Source organism: Bacillus cereus group sp. MYBKT111-2 (assembly GCF_051915205.1).
GTDB lineage: Bacteria > Bacillota > Bacilli > Bacillales > Bacillaceae_G > Bacillus_A > Bacillus_A paranthracis.
Window position 1 is genome coordinate 39,703 of sequence record NZ_JBQAEG010000008.1, and the last position, 26,289, is coordinate 65,991.

The window sequence follows — 26,289 nt, forward strand, 5'->3', positions numbered from 1 at the left end:
CGGGAATTAATTTGAAATGATTACTGATATGTATTTTAAATTGTATTGTCTATTAAAGTTGGGAGGATACTGCCTTCCACACTTCTCAGAAAGCGGAGTAATAATAGTAAAGAAAACACGTTATATGAAGCGTCCTGAGAATTGGGTACATTCATTCGAAGGATATATCCTTTTAAACATATCCAAGGTATGAAGTTGAGAGAACAAATTGCAGCTAGTAGAAATAAGGTGATTCAATAAAACAAGAAAAGCATCTGTTGAGATGCTTTTTTATTTATTCACGATATTATTATAGGATTTTACTGTCAGTATATAGTAAGCAAAATAAATCAGTGTATATGCGACAATGGTAGTTAAAACTGGAATGAAAATATCTATGCCAAGTGTATTAGAAAGTGCCTTTAAAGCGACAATACTATGCAAGCTACCGATAGTAAGTGGCAGAATAAATATAAAGGCAATTTGTTTTGCAATCGATTTAAAAATGGTTTGCTTGCTTACACCTAATTTACGTAAAATGATATATTTGTCTTGATCTATAGTTGCTTCTGTTAATTGTTTAAAGTAAATAATGCTTCCAGTTGCAGCTAAAAAGACGAGTCCTAAAAATACACCAGCGAAGATGACTAATCCTGATGCTTCCACGACACTTTTATAAGCACCGTATTTGGATATTAAATGAATATCTTTAAGGAGTATTTGAATAGCTTTTGTTAGCTTCTTTGTATTTTTGTCATCGGATACTTTATATGCTTGTAGCATATAAGGTTTTTGTTGTTTGCTCATATCATAAAAAATTTGGTCGGGCACGACGATAGTGAATTCGTGTAATGAATCATTTAGGATGTTGTCTTGAATTTTTCCTACAAATTGCAATGAATAATCACTATTTGAAAGATGCAGGTCTACTTTGCCGTTTTTATATTCAGTTTGAAACGTATGACTTTTATTTGCATCGAGAGCAACCACTTCTGTATTTTGAAGGGATACTTTTATATCCTTATTAGTCTTATCGGCTAGCATATTGAATGTACTCTCAGATAATAGATTTAACTCATTAGGATTTCTTTCAAAATTAATTGGCATGAGACCATTCACCTGTAAATCCGCTTTTACTTTTATTAAAGGAATAGTAATCTTCTCTTTTATTGTATGATTAGAATTTTTTATTGTATTTTCAATTTGTTGATCTACTTGTGAATCTGTTTTTACATACATAAAACTAAACGGTTCTGTTTTATCAATCATCACTTTATTTTTATAATACATGCTATAAGAAGCACCGATTCCGCATAGTGTGACTGCGCTTAATAGTGCAATGGCAGTTAGAGTTTTTGCGTTTGCTTGAATGCGTGCTAATAGTTGAGATACACTAACCACATTAATCCCGCGGTAATAGCGTGTTTTATTCTTCTGTAAGCCAAGTAATAAAAAAACAGTAAAAGAACGAAATATGAAATATGTACCGATTATAGAACCACCTAAAATAATACACATATTCCGTGTCTTATGATCCAGCCATGTAGAAGAGAAAATAGGTTGAAGTACGAACCAGTAAGAAGAGATAACTAAAATAATTCCTAATAAAGCAGTCCATATGGATCCTTTTGGAATGAGCTCACCTTGTCTTTCAGCCTGAAGTAATTCAATCAATTTGAACTTGTAAATGATGCTATAACCGTGAAAAGATGTTATTAAAATAATAATGGTAAATACAAGCGTGGTATGTATTATTGCTTCTAAAGAAAAAGAAAATGAAATAGTAGTTGATAATTGCATTACTTTTAAAAGTAACATGGAAAACACCTTTGAGAGTAAAGCTCCGATGCTCATTCCTATAATGAGTGCAATAATTCCTATGATGAGATTTTCATAAAATAACATGGTACCAATTTGCCGTTTTGGAACGCCTAGTAAGGAATATAGTGCAATTTCCTTTTTTCTTTTCTTTGTGAAAAATGAGTTTGAATACCAGATGAATATTGCTACAAAAATGATTAGAATAACAGAAGAAGCTTGAAAAACATCTGCAATTCCTTTGGCTGTATTTGTTTGTTCTACGATATAATCATTATATTGTAAGGATACAAAAATGAAATAAATGACAATACTAAGTATCATAGATGCAAAGTATAGTACATAATTTTTAAGATTTCTTTGTAAGTTTTTTTTGATGATACTAAATGGTGTCATGCCCGCTACCTCCAAGAGCAGAAAGAATACGTAATAGTTTTTGGGAAAATTCCTCTTGTGGCATCTCGCCCTTTACAAGTTCCGTGAAGAGTTTTCCATCTTTAATAAAGAGGATGCGTTTGCAATAACTTGCTACAAAGGGATCATGCGTAACCATCAAAATGGTGGCAAGTTGTTTTTTATTTAACGCTTGTAGGCTGTGCAGTAAACCAGCTGCTGATTTAGAGTCTAGTGCACCTGTAGGTTCATCAGCTAAAATTAATTTCGGTTTTCCTATAATAGCTCTCGCTGCCGCAGTACGCTGCTGTTGTCCACCAGAAATTTGATACGGATATTTATTTAGCAATTCTTGAATGCCAAACATTGTTGCAACTTCATCTACACGCGCATCAATTTCGTGTGCATTTATATTTCTTAAAGCAAGTGGTAGAAGTATATTATCCTTTATCGTTAACGTATCAAGTAAATTGTAGTCCTGAAAAATAAAGCCTAATGTGTCACTACGGAATGTAGTAAGCTGCTCATCTTTCATTTTTATAATATTTTTTCCATTAACAATAATTTCTCCTGTGGTTGGTATATCAATTGTCGATAATATATTTAATAAAGTAGATTTTCCAGATCCAGATGGACCCATTATGCCAACGAATTCACCTTCAAAAATTGTTAGATCAATATCATGGAGGGCAGTAAATATGTTACCTCTATTACTAAAGACCTTCCTTATGTGTTTTGCCTGTAATACGGGGTTCAATATGGATCCTCCTCTATTGTATGATAAGCTTATTGTATGGTAATTTTATACCCTAAACCATAGGACAACCTTACAAATTATAATTCAAACCTTACAAACTTGTAAGGTTAAAATAGTGCTAGGAGGCAAACTTTTTATGAAAGTTTTATTAGTTGAAGATGAACCAACCATTCGTGAAACGGTTGCCGATGAGTTAGAGAAATGGGGATTTAAAGTATGGACGAGTACAAACTTTGAACATATTTTAAACGATTTTTTGGCGCAATCTCCGCAACTTGTTTTACTTGATATTAACCTTCCTTATTTTGATGGATTTTATTGGTGTAGAAAAATTCGTGAAGTATCGAAAGTACCAATTATTTTCTTGTCATCTCGTGATAATCCTATGGATATGGTAATGGCTATGAATATGGGGGGAGATGATTTTATGCAGAAACCATTTTATACAGATGTTTTAGTTGCTAAAATTCAGGCTCTTATGAGACGTACATATTCTTATACACAAACGGAAACAAATGTTGTTGAATATGAAGGTGTCGTATTAAATTTACAGAGCGGGGAAGTAACCTATCATAATCAAATATTGGAATTAACAAAAAATGAGTTTAAAATTTTACAGATATTAATGCAGAATATAGGATCGATTGTAAGTCGAGATAATATTATGCGTAAACTTTGGGAAAATGAAAGTTTTGTTGATGATAATACATTAACAGTAAACGTCGCTCGTGTAAGGAAGAAGCTTGCTGAACTTGGAAAAGAGGAATTTATCCATACGAAGAAAGGGCAAGGTTACATTATTACATGAGTATTTTTCGTTACATAAAAGAACGTCGGTATTTTATGCTTCTTTACTTTTTGATTATGTTATTTATTTCTACCATGATTTATTTAAGTGAGGGATTAAGTAATACAAAAGCAAATCTTATATATATCAATGTTGTAAGTGCAATTTTTATTCTTATCTATCTTATAATCGGGTATTTTTATCATAAAAGATTTTATAAAGAACTTCATATTGCTCTTCATTTAGAGCAGGATACAGTGATTGCAATCCCAAATCCACACACATATGAACAGGAAATGTATACAGATATATTAAAAAAACTGTATTTAGAGCAACAAGAGAAAATGTACGTATTGCATGAGGAAAAGAAAGAATATCATGATTTTATTATGTCTTGGATTCATGAAGTTAAGATACCGATTGCTGCTAGTCAACTATTGATGCGTAGCAACAAACCAGCGGATATTTTAATTGATAAATTAGAAGATGAGTTAGGGAAAATAGATCACTTCGTTGAACAAGCTTTGTATTATTCACGGCTTGATTCCTTTTCAAAAGATTATTTCATTCAAGAAGTTTCTCTAGAGGCGATTACGGGTGCTAGTATGAAGAAATATGCTAAGTCATTTATTTCAAACCGCATTCAATTTGAACATACAAACTTACAACTTCTAGTAGAGAGTGATACAAAATGGCTATCTTTTATTGTCGATCAGATTGTAGCAAATGCATTGAAGTATACTGATTCACATGGAGAAATTAAGTTTATCGGGGAAGAAGATAAAGCGGAAAAGCGCCTCATTATTCAAGATAATGGAATTGGTATTAAGCCTGAGGATATTGGGCGTGTGTTTGAGCGTGGTTTTACAGGAGCGAACGGGAGAGTCCATACGAAATCAACGGGATTAGGATTATATTTAGCGAAACGCTTGTCTTATAAATTAGGGCATGAAGTTTCTATCGAATCGAAAGAGAATGAATATACAAAAGTGACAATACATTTCCCTAAAGGAAATCAATATCATACAATCGCGAAGGCATAACAAAAGCACTTATTTTATGGATAAGTGCTTTTGTTATGTTTTCTTTTATCCTATTATCTGCCAAGATGCCTGTAAAAGTCCAATTGAGATAAATTAAAAATTCATTTTATTCAAATGTTAATATGTTTTGTGTTTCTATCTATACCTATTGTAAGATTATATAGAGTTCTCCTAATAAGCTGTTTTAATGGATTTTTTAGGGATTTAATATTTATAAATCTTAAATAATTTTTTATGTAACTAAGTTATATTGAAGTAGAGGTGAACCATCGGTGAGGCAGGTGTTAGTAATTAAGAATGAACGGTCTTTAGCGAAGAAAATCGTAAGCGGTTTAACGCAAGAAGGCCATTTTATTTTAAAACTTCACAATGAAAACGAAGGTTTAAATATAATATATGAACAAGATTGGGATATTATCATATTAGATTGGGATTCATTAAGCATATCCGGACCAGAAATTTGCAGACAAATACGACTTGTTAAAATGACACCCATCATTATTGTGACCGACAATATTTCTAGCAAGGATTGCGTAGCAGGGTTACAAGCTGGAGCTGATGATTATATAAGAAAACCATTTGCGAAAGAAGAACTAGTAGCAAGGGTTCAAGCTATTTTAAGGAGAAGCGACTGTAACCAGCAAAATGAGATAACCTTTTATCAGTTTAAAGATCTCTTTGTTGATGCATCTAGCAATATTGTGAAAAAAGGTGGTAAAAATCTCTCGCTTACGAAGCGTGAGTACGATTTACTTGTATTTTTAATCAAGAATAAAAATACAATATTGAGCCGTGAAATGCTTTTGAACCAAGTTTGGGGACATAACGTAGTCGTAAATCCAAATGTAGTAGACTTATATATTGGGTATGTAAGAAAAAAGTTAAAGTGTGAGAAGAAAAATAGATATATTCAAACAATACATGGCAGAGGCTATTCAATGGTTGAATGATAAAAATAAGATCATAAAGTAGTTTCTGTGAAATATGAAAAGACAGAAACTATAAAAAGAAGATTGCTATCAGGAAATGGTCATTTTTTTGCAGTAGAAAGCATGTTTTATAAGGTGTGGAGGATGGATCTGATGCGTATTAGTTGAGGCCGTATCAAATTCATTTTTAATTTTATTAACTCACACCATTCACAAGATTTTCACAGGATTAATGACTATACTTATTTACAGGATATTCAAATGAAAATGATTATCAATATTGATTTAGGTGAATAGCAGTTATTATCTAATTCAATCTTTGGAAGTCATCATTTTCGAAATAAATTACATAATAAGGAGTATACGTATGAAAAAAACTATGCTTTTAAAATTAGTAAGTATTCTAGCAATTTTCACTTTAATGTTAGTAGCTTGCTCAGATTCAGGTAAAGAAACTTCGAAGGCTACTAAAGATAATGGTAGTGATAAGCCAAAAACGGTTGAAATCACTGATGCACATGGAAAAGTTACTGTTCCTGTAAATCCAAAGAATGTAGTTGCTTTAGATAATAGAACGTTTGAAACTTTAGCTGATTGGGGAATTAAATTAGCGGCTGCTCCAAAGGATATCATGCCTGCGGATTCAGCATATAAAAAAGATGATTCAGTTAAAAATATCGGGAATCACCGCGAACCAAATCTTGAAATTATTGCAGCGGCAAACCCTGAACTTGTAATTGTTGGTCAAAGATTTGCTGACCATTACGAAGAAATCAAAAAATTAGTACCAAATGCAGCAGTTATTGATCTTAATTTTGATGTTTCTGAGAAAGCTACTAAGCCTGGCGAAAACTTAGTAAAAGGACTTAAAGATTCTACAGTTACTTTAGGAAAAATCTTTAATAAAGATAAAGAAGCTAAACAATTAATAGCTGATTTCGATAAATCTATTGAAAAAGCAAAATCTGCTTATAACGGAAAAGATAAAGTTATGAGTGTTATTGTTACTGGTGGAAATATTGGCTTTGCTGCGCCGCACTCTGGTCGCGTTTGGGGACCTATGTATGAAATTTTCGGTTGGACTCCAGCATTAGAAGTTTCGAATTCTACTGCAGGTCATAAAGGTGATGACGTTTCTGTTGAAGCGATCGCACAAACGAATCCTGATTGGCTTTTCGTATTAGATCGTGATGCTGCAACATCTGATGCAGCTAAGTCAACACCTGCTAAGGATGTTATTTCTAAATCACCAGCTCTTCAAAACACAACTGCTGTTTCTAAACAACAAGTTGTTTATGCACCAGAAGATACTTACACAAATGAATCAATTCAGACTTATGTAGAGTTATTTGGAAATATTGCAAAAACTTTAGCTAAGTAGTGTAAAGGGGTACGAAACAGTGTCAAAAAATATGATTTCTAGGGTTGAGAATATTTCTCAACCCCAGTTTTATAATCACAATAAAATATGGACAAAACCTTTTATAATAGCGGTTATAGTTGTTATAATTTTAGGGATTATATCACTGTTTACTGGAGTTTATGATATACGTGGACAAGAGGACGGAATGGAGATGTTTTTCATCACTCGTGTTCCAAGAACAGTTGCATTAATGCTTACTGGAGCTGCAATGGCGATGGCAGGACTCGTAATGCAACTCATTACACAGAATCGCTTTGTTGAACCTACTACAACGGGGACGATTGAATGGTCAGGCTTAGGCCTGCTTTTTGTGTATTTATTATTTCCTGCCCCGACTTTAGTTCAAAGAATGACTGGTGCAATCATTTTTTCTTTTATAGGAACTATGATTTTCTTTCTATTTTTAAGAAGAGTTAAGCTTCGTTCGTCTTTAATTGTCCCGATTATTGGATTGATGCTTGGAGCAGTTATTTCTGCAGTGTCTACTTTTATGGGACTTCTTTTTCAAATGACGCAAAGCATTGAAACTTGGTTCGTAGGTTCATTTGCTAACATTCAGGTGGGAAGGTATGAATATTTATGGCTGATTGTTATCATTACTTTGCTTATTTTTATGTATGCGAATAGATTGACTTTAGCTGGACTAGGAGAAGATGTCGCAACAAGCCTTGGCGTTAATTACAATAGAATTGTTCTTTTTGGGACTGCTCTTATCTCTGTGGCAGTTGGAATTGTTGCAGCTGTTATTGGACACTTACCTTTCTTGGGATTAATTGTGCCAAATATTGTTTCCATGTTTAGAGGTGATGATCTTAGAAGTAATTTACCTTGGGTATGTGTGATCGGAATGGGGGCAATTACTGCCTGTGACATCATTTCTCGAACAATTATAAAGCCGTTTGAATTACCTGTTTCTTTAATACTTGCAACAGTGGGAGCGGTCGTGTTTATTACTATTCTATTGAGACAAAGAAAACCAAGGAGGCTGCGATGATCACATTAGATTATAGAAATAAAGAAAATGTCGAAGTCGATTCTAGCCTTCATAATGAAAGTAGATCAGCTAGTGCTTTTCGTTCTAAGAAGGAAGCAAGACGTTATTGGATTTTACTCATAGCATTGATTGCTTTAGGTCTCCTTTCTTCATATGGACTTTTAGTTTATAACAATCCAGTTCCGATAGATTCACCTTCTTTTATCCCAGTTGTTAAGAGAAGGATAGTAGCTATTGTTGCAATGATTATTGCTGCAGTTTGCCATAGCTTATCGACAGTCGCTTTCCAGTCTATTACGAATAATAAGATTATTACTCCTTCACTTTTAGGTTTCGAATCACTTTATTCGGCAATTCAAACGAGTACAATATTCTTCTTTGGTGCTAGTGCATTAATAAACTTTAATGGAATTGGATCGTTTTTATTTCAAGTTGTTGTGATGGTCTTCATGAGTTTGATACTTTATGGATGGTTACTTTCCGGTAAATACGGGAATTTACAACTTATGCTTTTAGTTGGAATTATTATTGGTACCGGGCTAAATTCTGTGTCAACTTTCATGAGAAAACTACTTGCGCCTTCAGAATTTGATATTTTACAAGCGAGATTATTTGGTTCTGTTAATCATGCAGACCCTGCATATTTTCCTGTTGTAATTCCAATGATCATAATTGTAGCGTTATTAATTTTTACTCATTCTAAGAAATTGAATGTTTTGTCACTAGGAAAGGATGTTGCTACTTCTTTTGGGGTTAAATATCAACCTAGTGTAATTTATACGCTTGTGTTAGTAGCTATTTTAATGTCTATCTCAACAGCTCTAATTGGGCCACTTACTTTCTATGGATTTTTAGTAGCAACTTTGAGTTATCAGGCGGCATCGACGTATGATCACAGATATATTTTCCCAATGGCTTTTGCAATCGGATTTTTAATAATGACGAGTGCATACTTTTTAATGTATCATGTATTCCATGCTCAAGGTGTAGTTTCAGTTATTATTGAATTATTTGGTGGAATTATATTCTTAACTATAGTTTTAAGGAAGAGGGCTTTATGATAAAAATTGATAATGTTAAAAAGTTCTATACGGATAAGGTAAAAATAGGACCTTTGGATATTGAAATACCAAAAGCAGGCTTTACTTCTTTAATCGGACCAAATGGCGCTGGAAAGTCAACGACACTTTTGATGATTGGCAGACTTTTAGATATGGATGAAGGTCAAATCCAGGTAGCAAATATGGATGTTTCTGAATCCAAATCAAAAGACTTAGCAAAAGTTTTGACTATACTGCGACAAGAAAATCATTTTGTAACGAGGCTTACTGTTAGACAATTAGTTGGATTTGGACGCTTTCCTTATTCAAAGGGAAGATTAACGAAAGAGGATGAAGTTATTATTTCTAAATATATCGACTTCCTAGATTTAACTAATTTAGAGAATAGATATTTAGATGAGCTTTCTGGTGGTCAAAGACAAAGGGCATATGTAGCGATGGTATTGTGCCAAGAGACTGAATATGTGCTGTTGGATGAGCCTCTGAACAATCTTGATGTTGCGCGTTCTGTTCAAATGATGGAGCATTTGAGACGTGCGGCTAATGAATTTGGAAGAACAATTTTGACTGTTATGCATGACATAAATTTTGCAGCTAAATACTCTGACAAAATTTGTGCGATGAAAGATGGACAAATTGCTGCTTTTGGAACAGTAGAAGAAGTTATGGACTCAACACTTTTGACAGATATTTTTGAAACAAGAATAGAAATTATTAAAGGTCCTTATGGGCCGATTGCTGTTTATTAGTTATAAAATGTATACTGTAGCTGCTGTCTATATTTTGTAGGCAGCAGTTTTTTTATCTGAAGAATTAACAAACCTTTTATCAGCGCTTCAAAAGCTAACGAAAGTAATTGGAGAGCTGTAGTGGTTGTTACATGTAAAAATTAGCATAAGCTGACCAAAAACGGTCAGCTTATGCTAATTCATGTTTCGAATATAAAAAGTGGATTCATTTTAAGTACAGGATTTGTAATCAAACGTTTTTAAAAGCTAAATTGTGGCTTTATATCACCTGTATAAGGTTCATGTTCAACAAATACAGTGATGTCTTTACCTGCTTGGTCTTTACCAGTTCTTTTATACGTAAATTTCTTATTATTGAGTTCAGTAAGTTCAAGAGCCGCACCATATTTATTATTTCCAATTGAAACATGAGCTCTTATTTTATTTTCGTGTACAACATCGAAGTAGCCATAATCACCGCGGCTTTGGCCTGTTTCGCTATTGAAGAACTCATATTTATTAGACTTGTCATCGAACTTTGCTAGACTTATAAAATTCGAATTAAATTGTGTTATATCATTACCAGCTTCATCTAATACTTTAGTTCCGTGCCAAAGGGTTCCACCTAAAATCTTATCTCCATCAACGTTTTTAACGATATCGCCTGTAGTCGTGTTCAGCTGCTTGTCCGGATCAGTGAAAGAAAGCTCTTTTTCTTTATATGGAACATGTTCAACGAAAACTTCTACATCTTTACCGTTAGCATCTTTCCCCATTCGTTTATAAGTAAATACATTTTTATTTAGTTTTGTCATGTCAACAACAGCTTGATATTTCATTGATTCTGAAATTAATATTCTCTTCTTCCCATCATTTGTGATAAAGAAAGTTCCTTTATCGCCACGACTTGCACCTGTTTTAGCATCAAAAAATTCATATCTTCCTGATTTTGCATCATATTTTGCAAGACCAATGAAGTTTGCATTTTCTTTTGTTAAGTCATTTTTATCTTTGTCTAACACTCTTGTACCTTGCCAATTTGTATCGCTAAGAATGTTAGCCATTTTTTGGCCTTTCGTTAACTTATTTTCCTTTTTTGTTTCTTTAGCAGCTTGTTCTTGTTTCGGCTTACTATGATTTTCTTCGGCTTTCGTACCAACACACCCTGTTAGTGCTAGTGTGAATCCGAGCAATATAGATGATAGTGCTTTCGTTTTTTTGTTCATGTTTTATCGTCTCCTCATTTTATAAATGTAAGTAGTACGGTTTGTGATTATAGTAATAGTTACTACGTTTATTATGTTAATACTCGAGTATTAACTGCCTCTAAATAAAACATTAAAAAAAGATAAACTAATTCCTAAAATTTTTTCATACTTATAAAAAGGTCTTTTACATGAGGTGAATGTAAATCTCTCATTTTGAAAACGGCGTAATTAAATGGGCGGATTCATATTATGTTTACAGTGCGATTTTAGATGTGGTGATATACTGTGTATAGGATTTTATGGGTGTATGTTGTGTCGGTTTTTGTCGGTAAGTCGATATATTATGAAAATCGCTGATATAAATTGGGTTGCGACGATATATTTCGAAAATCGCCGATATAATTTGAGTTGCGCTGATATATTTGAAAAATCGCTGATATATTTTGGAGGGGAATAAAGATGATTGTGAAAGAACGGAAAATGTCCGTACATTTGCTTCAATTAGAAGCTTTACTTAGAAGATTGCCTGCTCATCATCCAAAAAGGAATGTGGTGGTTGAAAGTCTAGCGAAATTTATGGCTGGCTATAAAGGAGAGCAGGCAATTGAATATCCGCTTAGTTTTCTATCTGAAACAAAATATAGCATTTTACATGACATCAGATTGTTTGATCAGAAACATTATTTTCAAATTGATGCCCTCATAGTTTCCTCATGTTTTCTTCTTTTTCTTGAAATAAAAAATATCATTGGTACGTTAATTTTTGATGCAAAGTTTAATCAACTCATTCGAATCGCAGATGGTACTTCAGAAGAGGGTTTTCCAGATCCGCTTTTACAAGTGAAACGGCAAGAGATGCAGCTGAGAAAATGGCTGAGTTTGCATGGTTTATATAATATTCCGATTGAATCTCTCGTTGTAATTAGTTCTCCTCGTACAATTATTAAAACTTCAGATGAAATGCTTCCTAATAAAATTATCCACGGTGCAAATTTACCTAATAGAATTAAGCAAATGGAAAGTCAATATAAAGAAGACGTAATTGATAATGTAGATGGACTTATAAATCAAATTATGAATGAGCACATTCCGCAGCGACAAAATATTCTTGCACAATATAAAGTGAAAAAAGAGGAATTGCTAAAGGGCGTGCAATGTGAGGAATGTTTTACAATGGCAATGTTAAAAGAAAAACAGGGATGGCGCTGCTCAAACTGTAATAGTACGTCTAAAAATGCTCATTTACGTGCTTCACAAGACTACACACTTCTGTTTGGAATGATAACTACTAATAGCAAGTTGAGGGATTTTCTTAATATGCAATCTAGTTCTGCGGTTAAAAGACTCCTCCAAACAATGAACATCCCACACACCGGCACCAACAAAGGACGAACCTATGATTTAACCCACCTCCAATTATAATTTTGCTATAATAAATATGTACTTATACGAAGGGGAGTTTAATGAGAAAATGAAATCATTCAATATCGATCATTTTATCGCGAGTATTTTACAGTGGATATTAAATATAGCGCTAATTATATTATCCATTGTCTTATCTATCTTTTTAATTAATGAGACGATTACTTTTATTCAATACATATTTTCAGCGAAGAAGTATACGTCATATAAATTAGTTGAAAGTATCATCGTCTATTTCTTATACTTCGAGTTCATAGCATTAATCATTAAGTATTTTAAATCGAATTATCATTTCCCGTTACGTTATTTCATTTATATCGGAATCACGGCGTTAATTCGATTGATTATTGTGTCTCATGAGGAACCGATGGAGACGTTATTATACGCAGGAGCAATTCTTATTTTAGTTATCGCTTTATACATATCAAATATGAGAGATTTGAGAAAAGAGTAGTAGTGCAGACATAAGTTTGCACTACTTTTTATTTGCAATTTGTCATCTTATTATTTTGGGGCTGTAATCAAATGAATAGTGTCAGGACATTCTAATTTATAAGTTACTTTGTTGTCTTCAATATCTTTTGTGATTTTTTGGCATGTATTGTTCGAATATTGAATTTCTTGATTTTCACTATGTTTCTCATTTGTTTTTGTATAGTCAACATCATAATAGACGGAGGTAGACTCCTTTTCTTTTTTTACAGTTAAATCAATAATAACAGGCTCGTTCTTGGTATTAAATTTAGTAATTCTCACGGAATCGTCTTTATTTGAATTATAGTTTTTTACGAAAGTATCTAATTTCTCTAAGTTATAAACTTTATCGTTTTTTTCAATAACATCACCACGTTTTTTAGAAGCCTCAAAAGTATATGTCTCGTTTGTATTGTTTTTTTTCTCATTATTAGTACAACCAATAAGAGTAAATAAGGCTAGGGAGATTATAGATAACGCATACTTTCTATATTGTATTTTCATAGATTTAGCTCCTTTTCTTAATTTTTAGCGATCATATATTTATAATTTTATTTTATCTTACTGAGCTTTTTGGAAAACAAAAAGACTGTTTTTTTTTCGTTAAGTTACTGTAAATACCTACATTCTTTATTAATTAGTTATAAATTTTGGCATAATATTTTTACATTAGTTTTTACATCTTGACCTTCAAGTTACTTAAAGGTTTACAATAAAATTAGGGCGTTTGAAATTGAAAAAAATTGAGAAATTAAGTGAAGAGGTTTCTTTTACTTGGAGGTTATAGAAATGAGTCAGGAATTGAAATTGCGTCCATTAGAGCGAGAAGATTTAAAGTTTGTACACGAACTTAATAATAATGCACATATTATGTCGTATTGGTTTGAAGAGCCGTATGAGGCATTTGTGGAGCTGCAAGACTTATACGATAAACATATACATGATCAAAGCGAACGCCGATTTATCGTTGAAAAAGACAATGAAATGGTTGGATTAGTCGAGTTAGTGGAAATCGATTATATTCACCGTAGAACAGAATTCCAAATTATTATTGATCCAAATTATCAAGGATATGGTTATGCAGCGGAAGCGACGCGTTTAGCGATGGATTATGCTTTTTCTGTATTAAATATGCATAAGATTTATTTAGTGGTGGATAAGGAAAATGAAAAAGCGGTACATGTTTATAAAAAGGTTGGATTTATGGTAGAAGGTGAACTGTTAGACGAGTTTTTCGTTGACGGTAACTATCATAATGCGATAAGAATGTGTATGTTCCAAAAGGCATACTTTGGCACAAAATAACCGTTTGGAAGAGCTATAGTAGGGAATCCGTTAATTGAAATAAAACACTCACCATGAAATAGAAACATACGATATGGAAGAAAAATAATAAGTGAGTTGAATAATGATGAATCATTATTTTTATAGTGGTAGACAAGTGGGAGCAGCTATTACGCTCGCTGGGGCGCAGGAGACCATTCATGCTATGAATCAAGCGATTCAAATGCAGCAACAAGCATATTTGGCACAAATGATGCAAGGACAGTATATGCCCTACTCACAATTTCCGATGCAAAGTGTGAATTATGATGTGTATCCAGCTAGTTTCTTTTCCATTCCATATGGTGGGACTTATTTCTTATGAAAGAAAGCGACTGATAAGAGTCGCTTTCTTTTTTATATTCCGCCTAGCTTCATTCCAAGGAATGCGAAGAGGATACCAACTATGTAAGTAGCGCTTAAATATAAAAGGAATGTGCTAAAGCTTTTACGATTGAGAAGCTGAACAGATTCTAGTTTAAACGTCGAGAATGTCGTGAAGGCACCCATAAATCCAGTACCTAATAATAATTGCCAACCTGTAGTGACTCCGTTGCCAATTATATATCCGAGTAAAAAAGCTCCTGTTATATTAATGAGAAATGTAGCAATTGGAAAGGAAGTTTTATTTCTTTTTTTAAACCAATTGCTAATTGCAAATCGTGTAATCGCACCGAAAAATCCTCCTGTTGCGACTAATAAAGCTTCTATCATAAGTGATCACCTTCCGTAAGATGTTTCTTAAGTAAGAAATTACCTAGTGTATAGCCAAGTCCAGACATAATGAGGCCACCAAGTATGCTACATGATACATATAAGAAGGCTATGCTCCACTCGGAATGATTGATCAATTGAATAGTTTCTACACTAAATGTTGAAAACGTCGTAAAAGAACCAATGAATCCTGTCCCGATGCCTGTGATTACATCTGAAGTTAAGATGTTGAGCTTAGCGATATACGTAGTCAGCCACGCTAATAAGAAGCAGCCGACTAAGTTAATCAGTAATGTAGCTAGTGGAAATGTATGATGCCAAGATTCATGAATAGTAAGACCTAAATAATAACGAGAAAGGGCCCCTAATATACCGGCAATGCCGACGATAATATAAATCAATTTTCTCACCTCTTTAAATAGCTTGCTCAAAAAAATAGACTCCTACCAGTAGTGATACTGGTAGGAGTCATTAGCTAAGCAGCGTTTATGGCGAACTCCATCGCCTATGATTATTACATATAGTGTACTAAACATTGCGCTTGATTTCCAGTGAAGGAGTTGGAGCATTTTGTATTTTTGATAATGTAAGAGTAAGAAATATTGCTTATAAACTAAATATAGTGATATAAGGTTTTTGGTGTGATAAAATATTTCTTATGTCTGTCATTCAGTTTTAGTTAACTGAAAATAAAGATAATTAAGTTGTGTGTTTTAGAAAAGGGGCGTTTATTTGAAGAAGTTATTAAAAATAGTACTTATATGTATTTTAGTAGGGGTGGGAGTTGTAGGTGGTTTTTTAGGGTATATGACACTTACTAAAGAACAGCCTGCGGATAGTGTAAGTTTGAAGGTGGAAAATAATAAAGAGCGCGTATTAGCGACAGGAAATGAATTTAAAGTTACAACATTTAATATTGGATATGCTGGATTAGATAAGGAGCAAGATTTCTTTATGGATGGGGGAAAGGGATCTGGTTCAAGTAGTAAAGAGCAAACGGAAGTTAACCTAAAGAATATGCTTTCGTTTTTACAAAATGAGAATAGTGATTTTGCGCTACTACAAGAAGTTGATATAAAATCACTTCGATCATTTGATGTGAATGAACATGAATTTTTGAAAAAAGGATTACCTGATTATGTTTCGTCATTTGGCAAGAACTACGATACGAAATGGGTTCCAGTGCCAATAACAAATCCAATGGGATATGCGGAGGCTGGATTAAGTACATTTTCTAAATATACAGTTCAAACAGCGAAGAGATTCCAGCTTCCTGGAATGGAGCCTTGGCCGAAGCGTTTATTCGATTTAGATCGAGCGATTGTTGAATATACAATCCCTGTTAATAATGGAAAGTATGTTAGACTTGTAAACTTACATTTGTCTGCGTACGATGAAGGCGGAAAAATTAGAAAACAGCAAGTAGAGTTTTTAAAAGAATATATGAACAAGCATTATAAAAATGGTGATTACGTAATAATGGGCGGAGATTGGAATCAATTAGTTTCCGATGTTCAATTAAGTGATCCAAAGTTTGTGAAGGAGCGTCCTGAGTGGTTAGTAGAGTTACCGAAGGACTTTACTGACGGTGGCTTTAAATGGGCGGTAGATCCTTCTGTTATGACGGTGAGAGACGATGTGAAGAAATATGTAGAAGGTGAAAACTTCGTCACGATTATTGATGGCTTTATCGTTTCACCGAATGTTGAGATTGTAAATGTGCAAGGAAAAGATTTAAAGTTTGAGAATAGTGATCATAACCCAGTGAGTGCGGTATTTAAGCTGAAGTAATTAAGTGCAGAAGGTGGGACTATATATGGAATGGTTAAAGAAAACTTGTTTTTCTAACCTGGAGAAAGAATCGCAGAAAAATCATTTATTGCTGTTTATTACGATTTGTAGTTTCTTCCTTGGAATCATCGCGATTGGGTATTACGGATATATTTTTACGGCGAGAGCAATCGCGTTTTGGGTTTGTGGTATTTCTGTCGTTGTATTTGGGACACTTCTTACTTTTATAGAAAGCATGGAAGCGATGTATAAATATATCATGACATTTATGTTGCTTATGATGTCTTTCATTATGGTACAAGCTTTTAATGAAAGCCCGGCTGTATTTCAAATGGTCTATTTTACACTAGCCGTTTCACTTATTTATTTAAGTGAGCGTCTCGTTGTAATTCTCGGCGGAGTAGCGGTTGTGATCACATTTATTCTTTGTAGTTATTGGCCGGAGCAATTTTTTGCTTATACAGCAGCATCTGAAGCTGCAAACTTCGCAAGTTTGTTAGCGATTGTTACGATTGCAATGTGGGGCGTCACGAAGATTGGCTCTAACTTGCTGGCTCGCTTAAGCGATGAGAAGCAAGAAGTAATGAGAAAAGCTCAGGAGTTAGAAGAAACGCAAAGACTTATTGAGGAAACGGTTGTGAAACTAGATCGTAATTTCAATTATTTAAGACAAAATATGAATACATCGATGGAGTCGATGAGTGAAATCAATTTTGCTTTTGAAGAGGTAGCAGTTGGCACTCAATCACAATCAGAGATGATGTATCGTTCGGTAGAAGTATTGAATGATATGGAGGGAAATATTGAACAAATCATTTCTCAAGTAAGAAATGCATCGATTCGTATTGATGAAAGCTTAGAAATTTCAAAGGGTAGTGTACATACTTTAAGAAACTTTGAAGTAAATATGAAAAGTTTAAATGATGTTGTTTCACAATCAGGAGTTATATTTAGAGATTTAATGATGCAGTCGAAGCAAATTAATGAGATTGTAGATGTAATAACGAATATTTCAAGTCAGACGAGTTTACTAGCTTTAAATGCAAATATTGAAGCTGCAAGAGCAGGTGAGCATGGGAAAGGATTTGCGATTGTAGCGAATGAAGTATTAAAGCTTGCAGAAGAATCGAATCGTTCTGCGGGAAGAATTCAAGGGATTTTGAAGGATTTTAGTAATCAAGCAAGTAAGGTAGAAGTGCAGGTAGAGAAATCAGAAAGAGTACAAGAAGAATGTAATGAAATGTTAGTAAGTGTTTTAACAAATGTAACGGATTTAGGGGAATTTATTGATGAAATTAATGATGTAATGAGGGAAATCGTTGGTCATCAAGAAAGTTTCCAAGTTAAAACGACGAATATCGTAAAGGATGTTACACATGCTTCCAATGTAATACAGCAAACTTCTGCGGCTACAGAAGAAGTGTTAGCAAGTGTGGAAGAAGAAAAGCATCGAAATGATACATCGGTGAAGACATTACATACTGTTAGCGAGCAAGTGAAATTGTTAGAAGATATTTTAGAAAAGTAATATCACTTAAAAAGAGTACAATGTTTGTGCTCTTTTTTCATTTAAATGAAGACTTGCTCGGAATTTAATTGCTTTTCTGCGCGTTTTCTGCCAAGCTTAAGGAGATAAAATTCAGCTAATAGCGGAATTAAAATACTTCAAAGAAAGAATTATATAGGTGACGCATATGATCGAAGTTAAGACTTCTGAACTTAGTGATGGAGAATTTAATAGAGGTGTATTTGCAACTCGTGATATTAAAAAAGGTGAGTTGATACACGCAGCACCAGTTATCTCTTATCCGAATGAACAGCATGAACACATTGAGAAAACGTTACTTGCTGACTACGCATTTGAGTATGGGATTAATCATACGGCAATCCTTTTAGGATACGGCATGTTATTCAATCATTCATATACACCGAATGCGACGTATGATATTGTCTTTGAGAATCATACATTTAACTTCTATGCTTATAAAGATATAAAAGCGGGAGAAGAAATCTTAATCAATTATAATGGTGAAGTGGATAACGATGAACTGCTATGGTTTGATAAAGAAAAAGAAGAGAACGAAAAGTAATTTAAAATAAGTAATGAAAAAAGATGCTTTTACATAGGTAAAGGCATCTTTTTTGTTGATGAAAATAAAGTAAAGATTACAAAAAAATACCACTTTATTTTCGTGTGGTATAGTAAGATACTGAAGGGTAGTGTTTTGAAAAAGTAATATATTTTACAAATTGTTGTCTTTCTGATGACATGTCAAGTTTAGTAGCCCATTTGGGTTGCTTTATTATGCAATATATATTTTAATATGAGTGGCACCTCTTATAAATTAAGAGGTTAATAGGTGTCTCGAATTGATTTTGGGTACACTGTATCCACCACTTTAAGTTCGTTCATGTATGTGGGGATATTATGGGCCCGTATAACGGGATAAAAAGAATATAGAAATAGAGGAATCGTAAAATGAATATGCAAGAGGTTTATGAATATTTAAGTACGGTATTGCCTGAAGGTCATGTGAAACAAGATGAAATGTTAAAGAATCATACGCATATTAAAGTTGGTGGAAAAGCAGATGTGTTCGTTGCACCGACAAATTATGATGAAATTCAAGAAGTTATTAAATATGCTAACGAATATAATATTCCAGTTACGTTTTTAGGAAATGGATCGAATGTCATTATTAAAGATGGTGGAATTCGCGGGATTACAGTAAGTTTAATTCATATTACAGGTGTTACTGTAACAGGAACGACAATTGTAGCACAGTGCGGTGCAGCAATTATTGACGTATCACGTATTGCGTTAGACCATAACTTAACGGGTCTTGAGTTTGCTTGTGGTATTCCAGGTTCAGTTGGCGGAGCATTATATATGAATGCAGGTGCATACGGCGGTGAGATTTCGTTTGTATTAACAGAAGCTGTTGTAATGACAGGTGATGGAGAGCTACGTACTTTGACGAAAGAAGCATTTGAATTTGGATATCGTAAGAGTGTATTTGCGAACAACCATTACATTATTCTTGAAGCGAGATTTGAACTTGAAGAAGGTGTACATGAAGAAATTAAAGCAAAAATGGATGATTTAACGTTTAAACGTGAGTCAAAACAGCCTCTAGAATATCCTTCATGTGGTAGTGTATTTAAACGCCCACCAAATAACTTTGCTGGTAAATTGATTCAAGACTCAGGGTTACAAGGTAAGCGAATTGGTGGAGTAGAAGTTTCTCTAAAACATGCTGGATTTATGGTGAATGTTGATAACGGAACAGCACAAGATTACATCGATTTAATTCACTTCGTACAAAAAACAGTTGAAGAGAAATTTGGCGTGAAGTTAGAGCGTGAAGTAAGGATTATTGGAGAAGATAAAGAATAACATATACGTATGAAACTGCGAATTATTTTAAAATAATATTTGGGTATTGTTGACAATTTGTTTTCAATTCAATATAATGGCTAATAATTTAACAAATAACATACGTTGAAAGAGCCCAGTAGCAGTTTGTCACTGTTAACGAGAGAGCTAGGGGATGCTGGAACCTAGCACAAACAAATTTGCGAATTACACTCTGGAGTATCTTAGGTAATGCTAAGCGGATTGGCAAGCGATATTATTGCTAAGAGTGGTATGAGTAGCTATGCTATTTATACAAACTGGGTGGTAACACGGTGAATCATCGTCCCTATGTCATAGACATAGGGATTTTTTGTTTTTAAAAAATAAAGGGGATGACAAAAGATGAACATTATTGATGAATTAGAATGGCGCGGCGCCATTAATCAACAGACTGACGAAGAAGGTTTACGTAAGCTAGTAGAAGAGAAAAAGATTTCGCTATACTGCGGAGTTGATCCGACTGGTGATAGTATGCATATCGGACATTTGATTCCGTTTATGATGATGAAAAGATTCCAGTTAGCTGGCCATCATCCAGTTATTTTAATTGGCGGAGCAACAGGAACAATCGGTGATCCGAGTGGGCGTCAATCAGAGCGCCAACTTCAAACGTTAGAAGTAGTTCAACATAATGTGGATGCGTTAACAGCGCAAATGAAAAAGCTATTTGATTTTGGCGGAAATAGCGAAGTAAAGATGGTAAATAACTACGACTGGACACATGAAATAAATATTATTGAGTTTTTACGTGATTACGGGAAAAACTTTAGCATTAATAGCATGTTAGCAAAGGACATCGTAGCAAGTCGTTTAGATACAGGAATTTCTTTCACAGAATTTACGTACCAAATTTTGCAAGCGATGGACTTCCATCATTTATACACGAAAGAAGATGTTCAACTGCAAATTGGCGGTAGTGACCAATGGGGGAATATTACGAGTGGCTTAGATTTAATTCGTAAGTTAGAAGGGCACGAAGCAAAAGTATTCGGATTGACGATTCCGTTACTATTGAAATCAGATGGTACGAAGTTTGGTAAATCAGCAGGTGGTGCCGTTTGGCTTGATTCTGAAAAAACAACACCATTTGAATTTTACCAGTTCTGGGTGAATACAGATGACCGTGATGTCGTTAAATACTTGAAATACTTTACATTCTTAACGAAAGAGCGCATCGATGAATTGGCAGTGAAGGTAGAAACAGAGCCTCATAAACGTGAAGCGCAAAAAGTATTAGCGGAAGAAATGACGAAATTCGTTCATGGAGAGGAAGCATTGCTGCAAGCTGTGAAAATTACAGGAGCGTTATTTAGCGGAGATATTAAATCGTTAACAGCCGATGAAATTGAACAAGGCTTTAAAGAAATGCCAACATTCCAGTCTTCAAAAGAGACGAAAAATATCGTAGAATGGCTAGTTGATTTAGGAATTGAGCCATCTAGACGACAAGCACGTGAAGATATTAATAATGGAGCTATTTCTATGAATGGTGAGAAGGTAACAGATGTGGGCACAGATGTTACGGTGGAAAATTCATTTGATGGAAGATTTATTATTATTCGTAAAGGGAAGAAGAATTACAGTCTTGTGAAGTTAGGATAATGAAGAAGGTTTAAAAATTATATCGGCGATTTTTTGAATATATCGACCGTAACTCGAAACATATCGGCGATTTTCGAAATATATCAGCGATTTCTCCGATATATCGATTTACCGACAAAAAGCGACAATAAGAGCTGTTCCGAACGGGACAGTTTTCATTATAAATAGTCAGTATATTTAGATAAATTTAAAGGGTATATAATTTTTTTGCCGAATAAATAAGTTAGAGAAAATTTCGGATAAAGTGAAACTTTAATCAGTGGGGGGTTTCCTCATCCCCACTGATTATCAGCCCTCACCAATCGGACTTTTATGGGCAGTTGATCCCCCACCTAACTGCTTTGCTTTCGCTGAATTTTGAGGTGGGGGTCTTACTGCCCATTAAAGTGGGATAAAAATAGCCCGAACCATGCAGGGCATGATTCGGGCTTATATTCAAATTAGTAAGCTAAGCTGAATAGACCTTTAATGTGTGATAAGTAACGAACGTTACTTGCTTCTTTCATTAATGATGCTGGTAAACCTTTAAGTGGAGTATTGCTTGCTCCGATTGTAGCAACAGCATCTTTACGTCCTAGACTAGCAAGTGTTCCAGAGTTTACAGGTGCGAACTCTTCGAATGCTTTGCCTTCTAGTGCTGCGTATAAGTTGTATCCAATTAACTCACCCATTTGCCAAGCGATTTGTGCAGTTGGTGGGTATGGACGTCCGTCTGGAGCGAAGACAACAGCGCTGTCTCCAGCAACGAATACGTTTTTGTGAGAAGTAGATTGTAGGTATGCATCAACTGTTGCACGACCACGGTTTACTTCAAGACCTGATTCACCGATTAGTGGGTTACCTTGAACGCCGCCCGTCCAAACGAATGTGTTAGCAACAAGTTTTTGACCGTCTTTTAAGTCGATTTCATTGCCAGCAACGTTTGTTACAGGAAGACCAGTTAAGAATGTAACGCCGCGTGCTTCTAGGCTAGTAGTTGCACGTTCGATTAAGTGATCTGGTAATACTGGAAGGATTTTTGGACCTGCTTCAACAAGAAGAAGTTTAACTTCTTTTGGATTTACGCCGTGGCTTTTTGCAAGTTTAGGCATAATGTCAGCAAGCTCACCAACTAGCTCAACGCCAGTTAATCCGCCACCACCGATTACGATTGTAGCATCAGCTTCGTTTTTCGTTTTCGCGTATTCACGAATACGATCTTCAACGTGTTTGTAGATTTTGTTTGCATCAGCAGCAGATTTTAATACCATGCTGTTTTCTTCTAGTCCTGGAATACCGAAGTAAGCAGTTTTACTTCCTAAAGCAACTACAAGTGCATCGTAAGATAAAGTAGTGCCGCCAGCTAGTTTAATTTCTTTGCTATCAACTGAGAATGACTCAACTGTTGCGATTTTAAGATCAATATCTTTACCTTTGAAAAGCTTTGTAAGTGGCATTGCAACTGCTTGCTCAGACACGTTACCAGCTGCAAGGCGGTGTAGTTCAGTGATGATTTGGTGTGTTGGGTATTGGTTAATCACTGTAACTTGTGCTTCTGATTTGCTGTAATATTTACGTACGTTTAAAGCGGCAAGAAGACCGCCATAACCAGCGCCTAAGATGACAATTTGTTTTGACATAGTATGATATCCCCCGTCTTTACTAATTGTTGTTATAAGTTAACTTATTTATTGTTACGTTCTGCACTAATTTGAAGATATGCGTTCACAAAGCGGAACATTTTTTGTGCTTGTGGATCTTTTAGTAATTTTAAAAGACCGAATAGGCCGATAACTTCGTTGCTTTCGTCAGCACGATCTTTCGCTTCGATTGCAGTTGCAGCCATGCTTTTCACTGTATCTTTTACAGGTTCTACAAGCTCTGTGATTGCACCAACAGTGTCGCTTTTTAATACTTCATCAGTAGCAACAGTTTGAGCGAAGTCATAAGACTTAGTTAAAATGTTAACAAGCTCAGTTAATTTTGGAAGCTGTTCTACTAGTGTTGTTAATGATTCTTGTACCTCAGGTTTTAACAACTGATCAAGTACATCAAGTTGTCCTTGGCTAGCAGAAATTTGTACAGTTTCTTGTTCTGGCTTTGTTTGAGTCATAGTTTCTGGCATCTCCAATTCTCCTTTACGATAGCAATACTCTTATTTTTGATAAGTAAGATAGTAAACGGTTACGAAACTTTATACAAAGTTTCACAAAACACAATAAAATGCCTTTAAATTTATGACAGCAAGTAAGCTGCAAACATAAATCTAAAACCATAACGTCTTACTTATTATTTATGAACTGTCCGATATATGGCTTGTCCGCATAATGGAAAAGCTCCGTTACCGGAAAGTGTATATAATATATATCCTATATTATATACTATATACACCTATGTTAACATAAAAATGATTCCTAATTATTTCATATCGAGCGTATAACGTAGTACTGACAAGGTATGAAAGCGTATAAAATATTTTGTTTCAGTTAGAAATGTACATATATAATAAGAAAAAAAGGAAAAAATGAACAAATTCATGTTCGTTTTTTCCTTTTTCCTATTATTCACCTTCCGCAATTAGCATCGATGTGTTACCTTCTTTTTCAAGATGGCATTCGCCCCAAGAACAAAGAGAATCAAGAATGGATTCTAAAGACCAACCGTAATCAGTAAGAGAATATTCTACTTTTGGTGGGACTTGGTTGTATACTTTTCTTTGAATAACGCCGTCGTCTTCTAATTCACGTAATTGTTGTGTTAACATTTTTTGTGTAATACCAGGCATTGAGCGTTTTAATTCACTCGTTCTCTTTGTACCTTTCGTTAAGTGACAAAGGATAACAACTTTCCATTTGCCGCCGATAACTTCTAAAGTTGCCTCTACAGGAATATTGTATTGCTTCATATGAAACCCTCCCATTGTGAGTAAAATAAGTTAAATCATACAAATGTTACTTTTTAGTACCTATAGCACTTTAAAGTACGTACTTTTTATTATGTTAAATATGTTTCATAATAGCACATGTAAGAGGCAAATGAGTAGTACGGTACTGAAAAGTGACTATGTTACTTTTTGGTGCCTATCGTACTTTAAAGTGCGTTCTTCAAAAAAAGAATGAAACCATTCATAATAGCATTTGTAGAGATTAAATATTTTTTTAGAAGATAAAAGGGCCTTTTTATCGCACTATTATGATTGGATTTCTTGTAATAAGGAGGAATTCAATTGAGTTCATATACAGTACCATCTTCGGAAGTTCAGACGAATCGAAGAAGTATGTTTGCTTTATTAGCACTAGCAATTAGTGCGTTCGGGATTGGTACGACCGAGTTTATTAGTGTCGGTTTATTACCATCTATTTCAAAAGATTTAAATGTTTCTGTTACAACAGCTGGTTTAACTGTTTCCCTATATGCATTAGGTGCGGCAGTAGGAGCTCCTGTTTTAACAGCGTTAACGGCTAGTATGTCGAGAAAGACATTATTAATGTGGATTATGGTTATTTTCATTATTGGTAATGGGATCGCGGCAGTAGCAACAAGTTTCACTATATTAATTATCGCAAGGATTGTATCTGCGTTTGCACATGGTGTGTTTATGTCGATAGGATCTACAATTGCGGCCGCAATCGTCCCAGAGAATAAACGTGCTAGCGCCATTGCGATTATGTTTACTGGATTAACAGTTGCGACTATTACAGGTGTACCAATTGGAACGTTTATCGGTCAACAATTTGGCTGGAGAGCGTCATTTATGGCGATTGTCGTAATTGGAATTATTGCTTTTATCGCAAACAGCATACTCGTCCCATCTAATTTAAAAAATGGTGTACCTGTATCGTTTCGTGATCAATTCAAATTAATTAAAAATGGAAGACTGTTACTTGTTTTCATTATTACTGCACTTGGATACGGCGGTACATTCGTAACATTTACGTATTTATCTCCGTTATTACAAGAAGTAACAGGATTTGAAGCAAGTACCGTTACCATCATTTTATTAGTGTATGGAATTGCAATTGCGATAGGGAATATGGTTGGCGGAAAATTATCGAATCATAATCCGATTCGAGCGCTATTTTACATGTTCTTAATTCAAGCGATTATATTATTTGTTTTAACATTTACAGCGCCATTTAAGGTAGCTGGATTAATCACAATTATTTTCATGGGACTATTCGCATTTATGAATGTTCCGGGGCTACAAGTATATGTAGTTATATTGGCAGAGCGCTTTGTTCCGAGTGCGGTTGATGTTGCTTCAGCAATTAATATTGCCGCATTTAACGGAGGAATCGCTTTAGGTTCTTATATAGGTGGCCTTGTAACGAATTCGTTAGGATTAATCCATACTGCTTGGGTAGGCGGTCTTATGGTAGTAGCCGCTGTGATTTTAACAGCGTGGAGCATGACATTAGAAAAAAGAGATCAAGTAAAATAAAAGGA

At 34.4% G+C, this 26,289-nt stretch carries 26 protein-coding genes, 1 pseudogene, 1 riboswitch and 1 other annotated feature; of the genes and pseudogenes, 18 read left to right on the forward strand and 9 right to left on the reverse strand.

All coding sequences use genetic code 11. The features are described from left to right. Nucleotides 1-39 precede the first annotated feature (39 nt). A pseudogene (locus tag ACTFNE_RS20540) lies at nucleotides 40-231 on the forward strand (Tn3 family transposase); the annotation flags it as partial. Nucleotides 232-270: 39 nt separating this feature from the next. Here ACTFNE_RS20540 and ACTFNE_RS20545 read toward each other — a convergent pair. After that, complete coding sequence (locus ACTFNE_RS20545) at nucleotides 271-2,193, reverse strand: ABC transporter permease (protein ID WP_270706200.1); 1,923 nt, start codon at nucleotides 2,191-2,193, stop codon at nucleotides 271-273. Beyond that, on the reverse strand, nucleotides 2,180-2,947 hold the full coding sequence (locus ACTFNE_RS20550; protein ID WP_046198750.1) for an ABC transporter ATP-binding protein: 768 nt from the start codon (nucleotides 2,945-2,947) through the stop codon (nucleotides 2,180-2,182). Before ACTFNE_RS20550 ends, ACTFNE_RS20545 begins: the two co-directional genes overlap by 14 nt. 136 nt (nucleotides 2,948-3,083) lie before the next feature. Here ACTFNE_RS20550 and ACTFNE_RS20555 point away from each other — a divergent pair, with 136 nt between their 5' ends. From ACTFNE_RS20555 to ACTFNE_RS20585, 7 genes are all read left to right on the forward strand, one after another. Continuing rightward, on the forward strand, nucleotides 3,084-3,755 hold the full coding sequence (locus ACTFNE_RS20555; protein WP_000866334.1) for a response regulator transcription factor: 672 nt from the start codon (nucleotides 3,084-3,086) through the stop codon (nucleotides 3,753-3,755). Next, the gene (locus ACTFNE_RS20560) at nucleotides 3,752-4,777 is read left to right on the forward strand and encodes a sensor histidine kinase (RefSeq protein ID WP_270706201.1); all 1,026 of its coding nucleotides are present in this window, start codon (nucleotides 3,752-3,754) and stop codon (nucleotides 4,775-4,777) included. The genes ACTFNE_RS20555 and ACTFNE_RS20560 overlap by 4 nt, the downstream gene beginning before the upstream one ends. Nucleotides 4,778-5,049: 272 nt before the next feature. After that, on the forward strand, nucleotides 5,050-5,727 hold the full coding sequence (locus ACTFNE_RS20565) for a response regulator transcription factor (protein WP_046198748.1): 678 nt from the start codon (nucleotides 5,050-5,052) through the stop codon (nucleotides 5,725-5,727). Between the two features lie 346 nt (nucleotides 5,728-6,073). Further along, nucleotides 6,074-7,087 carry a siderophore ABC transporter substrate-binding protein gene (locus ACTFNE_RS20570; RefSeq protein ID WP_270706203.1) on the forward strand — a complete coding sequence of 338 codons (1,014 nt, stop codon included), beginning with the start codon at nucleotides 6,074-6,076 and terminating at the stop codon, nucleotides 7,085-7,087. Nucleotides 7,088-7,106: 19 nt separating this feature from the next. Further along, entirely contained in the window at nucleotides 7,107-8,123 is a 1,017-nt protein-coding gene (locus tag ACTFNE_RS20575) for an ABC transporter permease (RefSeq protein ID WP_042514534.1), read from the forward strand. Further along, on the forward strand, nucleotides 8,120-9,184 hold the full coding sequence (locus ACTFNE_RS20580) for an iron chelate uptake ABC transporter family permease subunit (protein ID WP_046198746.1): 1,065 nt from the start codon (nucleotides 8,120-8,122) through the stop codon (nucleotides 9,182-9,184). Before ACTFNE_RS20575 ends, ACTFNE_RS20580 begins: the two co-directional genes overlap by 4 nt. Beyond that, a complete protein-coding gene (locus ACTFNE_RS20585) occupies nucleotides 9,181-9,933 on the forward strand; it encodes a siderophore ABC transporter ATP-binding protein (protein ID WP_000590068.1) in 753 nt (250 codons plus the stop codon). The genes ACTFNE_RS20580 and ACTFNE_RS20585 overlap by 4 nt, the downstream gene beginning before the upstream one ends. A 239-nt stretch (nucleotides 9,934-10,172) precedes the next feature. Here the strand turns inward: ACTFNE_RS20585 and ACTFNE_RS20590 are convergent, their stop codons facing one another. Next, on the reverse strand, nucleotides 10,173-11,138 hold the full coding sequence (locus ACTFNE_RS20590) for a DUF4822 domain-containing protein (RefSeq protein ID WP_046198745.1): 966 nt from the start codon (nucleotides 11,136-11,138) through the stop codon (nucleotides 10,173-10,175). Nucleotides 11,139-11,579: 441 nt separating this feature from the next. Here ACTFNE_RS20590 and ACTFNE_RS20595 point away from each other — a divergent pair, with 441 nt between their 5' ends. After that, nucleotides 11,580-12,542 carry a nuclease-related domain-containing protein gene (locus ACTFNE_RS20595; protein ID WP_270706206.1) on the forward strand — a complete coding sequence of 321 codons (963 nt, stop codon included), beginning with the start codon at nucleotides 11,580-11,582 and terminating at the stop codon, nucleotides 12,540-12,542. Nucleotides 12,543-12,591: 49 nt separating this feature from the next. Then, nucleotides 12,592-12,996, forward strand: coding sequence for a phosphate-starvation-inducible protein PsiE (gene psiE, locus ACTFNE_RS20600; protein WP_046198743.1), 405 nt, complete (start codon nucleotides 12,592-12,594; stop codon nucleotides 12,994-12,996). A gap of 50 nt (nucleotides 12,997-13,046) precedes the next feature. On the opposite strand, the gene ACTFNE_RS20605 is transcribed toward psiE, so the two are convergent. Further along, on the reverse strand, nucleotides 13,047-13,520 hold the full coding sequence (locus tag ACTFNE_RS20605) for a DUF4362 domain-containing protein (protein ID WP_046198742.1): 474 nt from the start codon (nucleotides 13,518-13,520) through the stop codon (nucleotides 13,047-13,049). A 285-nt stretch (nucleotides 13,521-13,805) separates the two neighbouring features. On the opposite strand from ACTFNE_RS20605, the gene speG reads away from it, so the two are divergent. Then, entirely contained in the window at nucleotides 13,806-14,321 is a 516-nt protein-coding gene (speG, locus tag ACTFNE_RS20610) for a spermidine N1-acetyltransferase (RefSeq protein WP_000076824.1), read from the forward strand. A gap of 103 nt (nucleotides 14,322-14,424) precedes the next feature. After that, the gene (locus ACTFNE_RS20615) at nucleotides 14,425-14,664 is read left to right on the forward strand and encodes a DUF3947 family protein (RefSeq protein ID WP_033671843.1); all 240 of its coding nucleotides are present in this window, start codon (nucleotides 14,425-14,427) and stop codon (nucleotides 14,662-14,664) included. A gap of 32 nt (nucleotides 14,665-14,696) precedes the next feature. Here the strand turns inward: ACTFNE_RS20615 and crcB (ACTFNE_RS20620) are convergent, their stop codons facing one another. Then, a complete protein-coding gene (crcB, locus tag ACTFNE_RS20620; protein WP_000568596.1) occupies nucleotides 14,697-15,053 on the reverse strand; it encodes a fluoride efflux transporter CrcB in 357 nt (118 codons plus the stop codon). Then, nucleotides 15,050-15,454, reverse strand: coding sequence for a fluoride efflux transporter CrcB (gene crcB / locus ACTFNE_RS20625; protein WP_046198741.1), 405 nt, complete (start codon nucleotides 15,452-15,454; stop codon nucleotides 15,050-15,052). The genes crcB (ACTFNE_RS20620) and crcB (ACTFNE_RS20625) overlap by 4 nt, the downstream gene beginning before the upstream one ends. A 54-nt stretch (nucleotides 15,455-15,508) precedes the next feature. After that, nucleotides 15,509-15,568: riboswitch (Fluoride riboswitch) on the reverse strand. A 217-nt stretch (nucleotides 15,569-15,785) separates the two neighbouring features. Between crcB (ACTFNE_RS20625) and ACTFNE_RS20630 the strand changes: the two genes are divergently transcribed. The 5 genes from ACTFNE_RS20630 to tyrS all read left to right on the forward strand — a co-directional run bounded on the left by ACTFNE_RS20630 (nucleotide 15,786) and on the right by tyrS (nucleotide 21,864). Then, nucleotides 15,786-16,844: an endonuclease/exonuclease/phosphatase family protein gene (locus tag ACTFNE_RS20630; protein WP_046198740.1), complete on the forward strand. Its 1,059-nt coding sequence runs from the start codon at nucleotides 15,786-15,788 to the stop codon at nucleotides 16,842-16,844. Nucleotides 16,845-16,869: 25 nt separating this feature from the next. Beyond that, entirely contained in the window at nucleotides 16,870-18,372 is a 1,503-nt protein-coding gene (locus ACTFNE_RS20635) for a DUF4077 domain-containing protein (RefSeq protein ID WP_046198739.1), read from the forward strand. A gap of 166 nt (nucleotides 18,373-18,538) precedes the next feature. Then, nucleotides 18,539-18,934, forward strand: a complete 396-nt coding sequence (locus ACTFNE_RS20640) for an SET domain-containing protein (RefSeq protein WP_000573649.1) — start codon at nucleotides 18,539-18,541, stop codon at nucleotides 18,932-18,934. 389 nt (nucleotides 18,935-19,323) lie between these two features. Then, on the forward strand, nucleotides 19,324-20,241 hold the full coding sequence (murB, locus tag ACTFNE_RS20645; RefSeq protein WP_046198738.1) for a UDP-N-acetylmuramate dehydrogenase: 918 nt from the start codon (nucleotides 19,324-19,326) through the stop codon (nucleotides 20,239-20,241). Between the two features lie 96 nt (nucleotides 20,242-20,337). Beyond that, nucleotides 20,338-20,553, forward strand: a binding site (T-box leader). A gap of 51 nt (nucleotides 20,554-20,604) precedes the next feature. Further along, nucleotides 20,605-21,864: a tyrosine--tRNA ligase gene (gene tyrS / locus ACTFNE_RS20650; protein WP_270706209.1), complete on the forward strand. Its 1,260-nt coding sequence runs from the start codon at nucleotides 20,605-20,607 to the stop codon at nucleotides 21,862-21,864. Between the two features lie 440 nt (nucleotides 21,865-22,304). On the opposite strand, the gene ACTFNE_RS20655 is transcribed toward tyrS, so the two are convergent. The 3 genes from ACTFNE_RS20655 to ACTFNE_RS20665 all read right to left on the reverse strand — a co-directional run bounded on the left by ACTFNE_RS20655 (nucleotide 22,305) and on the right by ACTFNE_RS20665 (nucleotide 24,748). Next, complete coding sequence (locus ACTFNE_RS20655) at nucleotides 22,305-23,483, reverse strand: NAD(P)/FAD-dependent oxidoreductase (RefSeq protein WP_000043204.1); 1,179 nt, start codon at nucleotides 23,481-23,483, stop codon at nucleotides 22,305-22,307. Between the two features lie 44 nt (nucleotides 23,484-23,527). Further along, nucleotides 23,528-23,968, reverse strand: a complete 441-nt coding sequence (locus tag ACTFNE_RS20660; RefSeq protein ID WP_001115309.1) for a DUF1641 domain-containing protein — start codon at nucleotides 23,966-23,968, stop codon at nucleotides 23,528-23,530. A 435-nt stretch (nucleotides 23,969-24,403) separates the two neighbouring features. Then, nucleotides 24,404-24,748 (reverse strand): winged helix-turn-helix transcriptional regulator, encoded by a 345-nt coding sequence (locus ACTFNE_RS20665; RefSeq protein WP_046198736.1) that lies wholly within the window; start codon nucleotides 24,746-24,748, stop codon nucleotides 24,404-24,406. Nucleotides 24,749-25,120: 372 nt separating this feature from the next. On the opposite strand from ACTFNE_RS20665, the gene ACTFNE_RS20670 reads away from it, so the two are divergent. Next, nucleotides 25,121-26,284 (forward strand): MFS transporter, encoded by a 1,164-nt coding sequence (locus ACTFNE_RS20670; protein WP_002037401.1) that lies wholly within the window; start codon nucleotides 25,121-25,123, stop codon nucleotides 26,282-26,284. The last annotated feature ends 5 nt before the right edge of the window (nucleotides 26,285-26,289 follow it).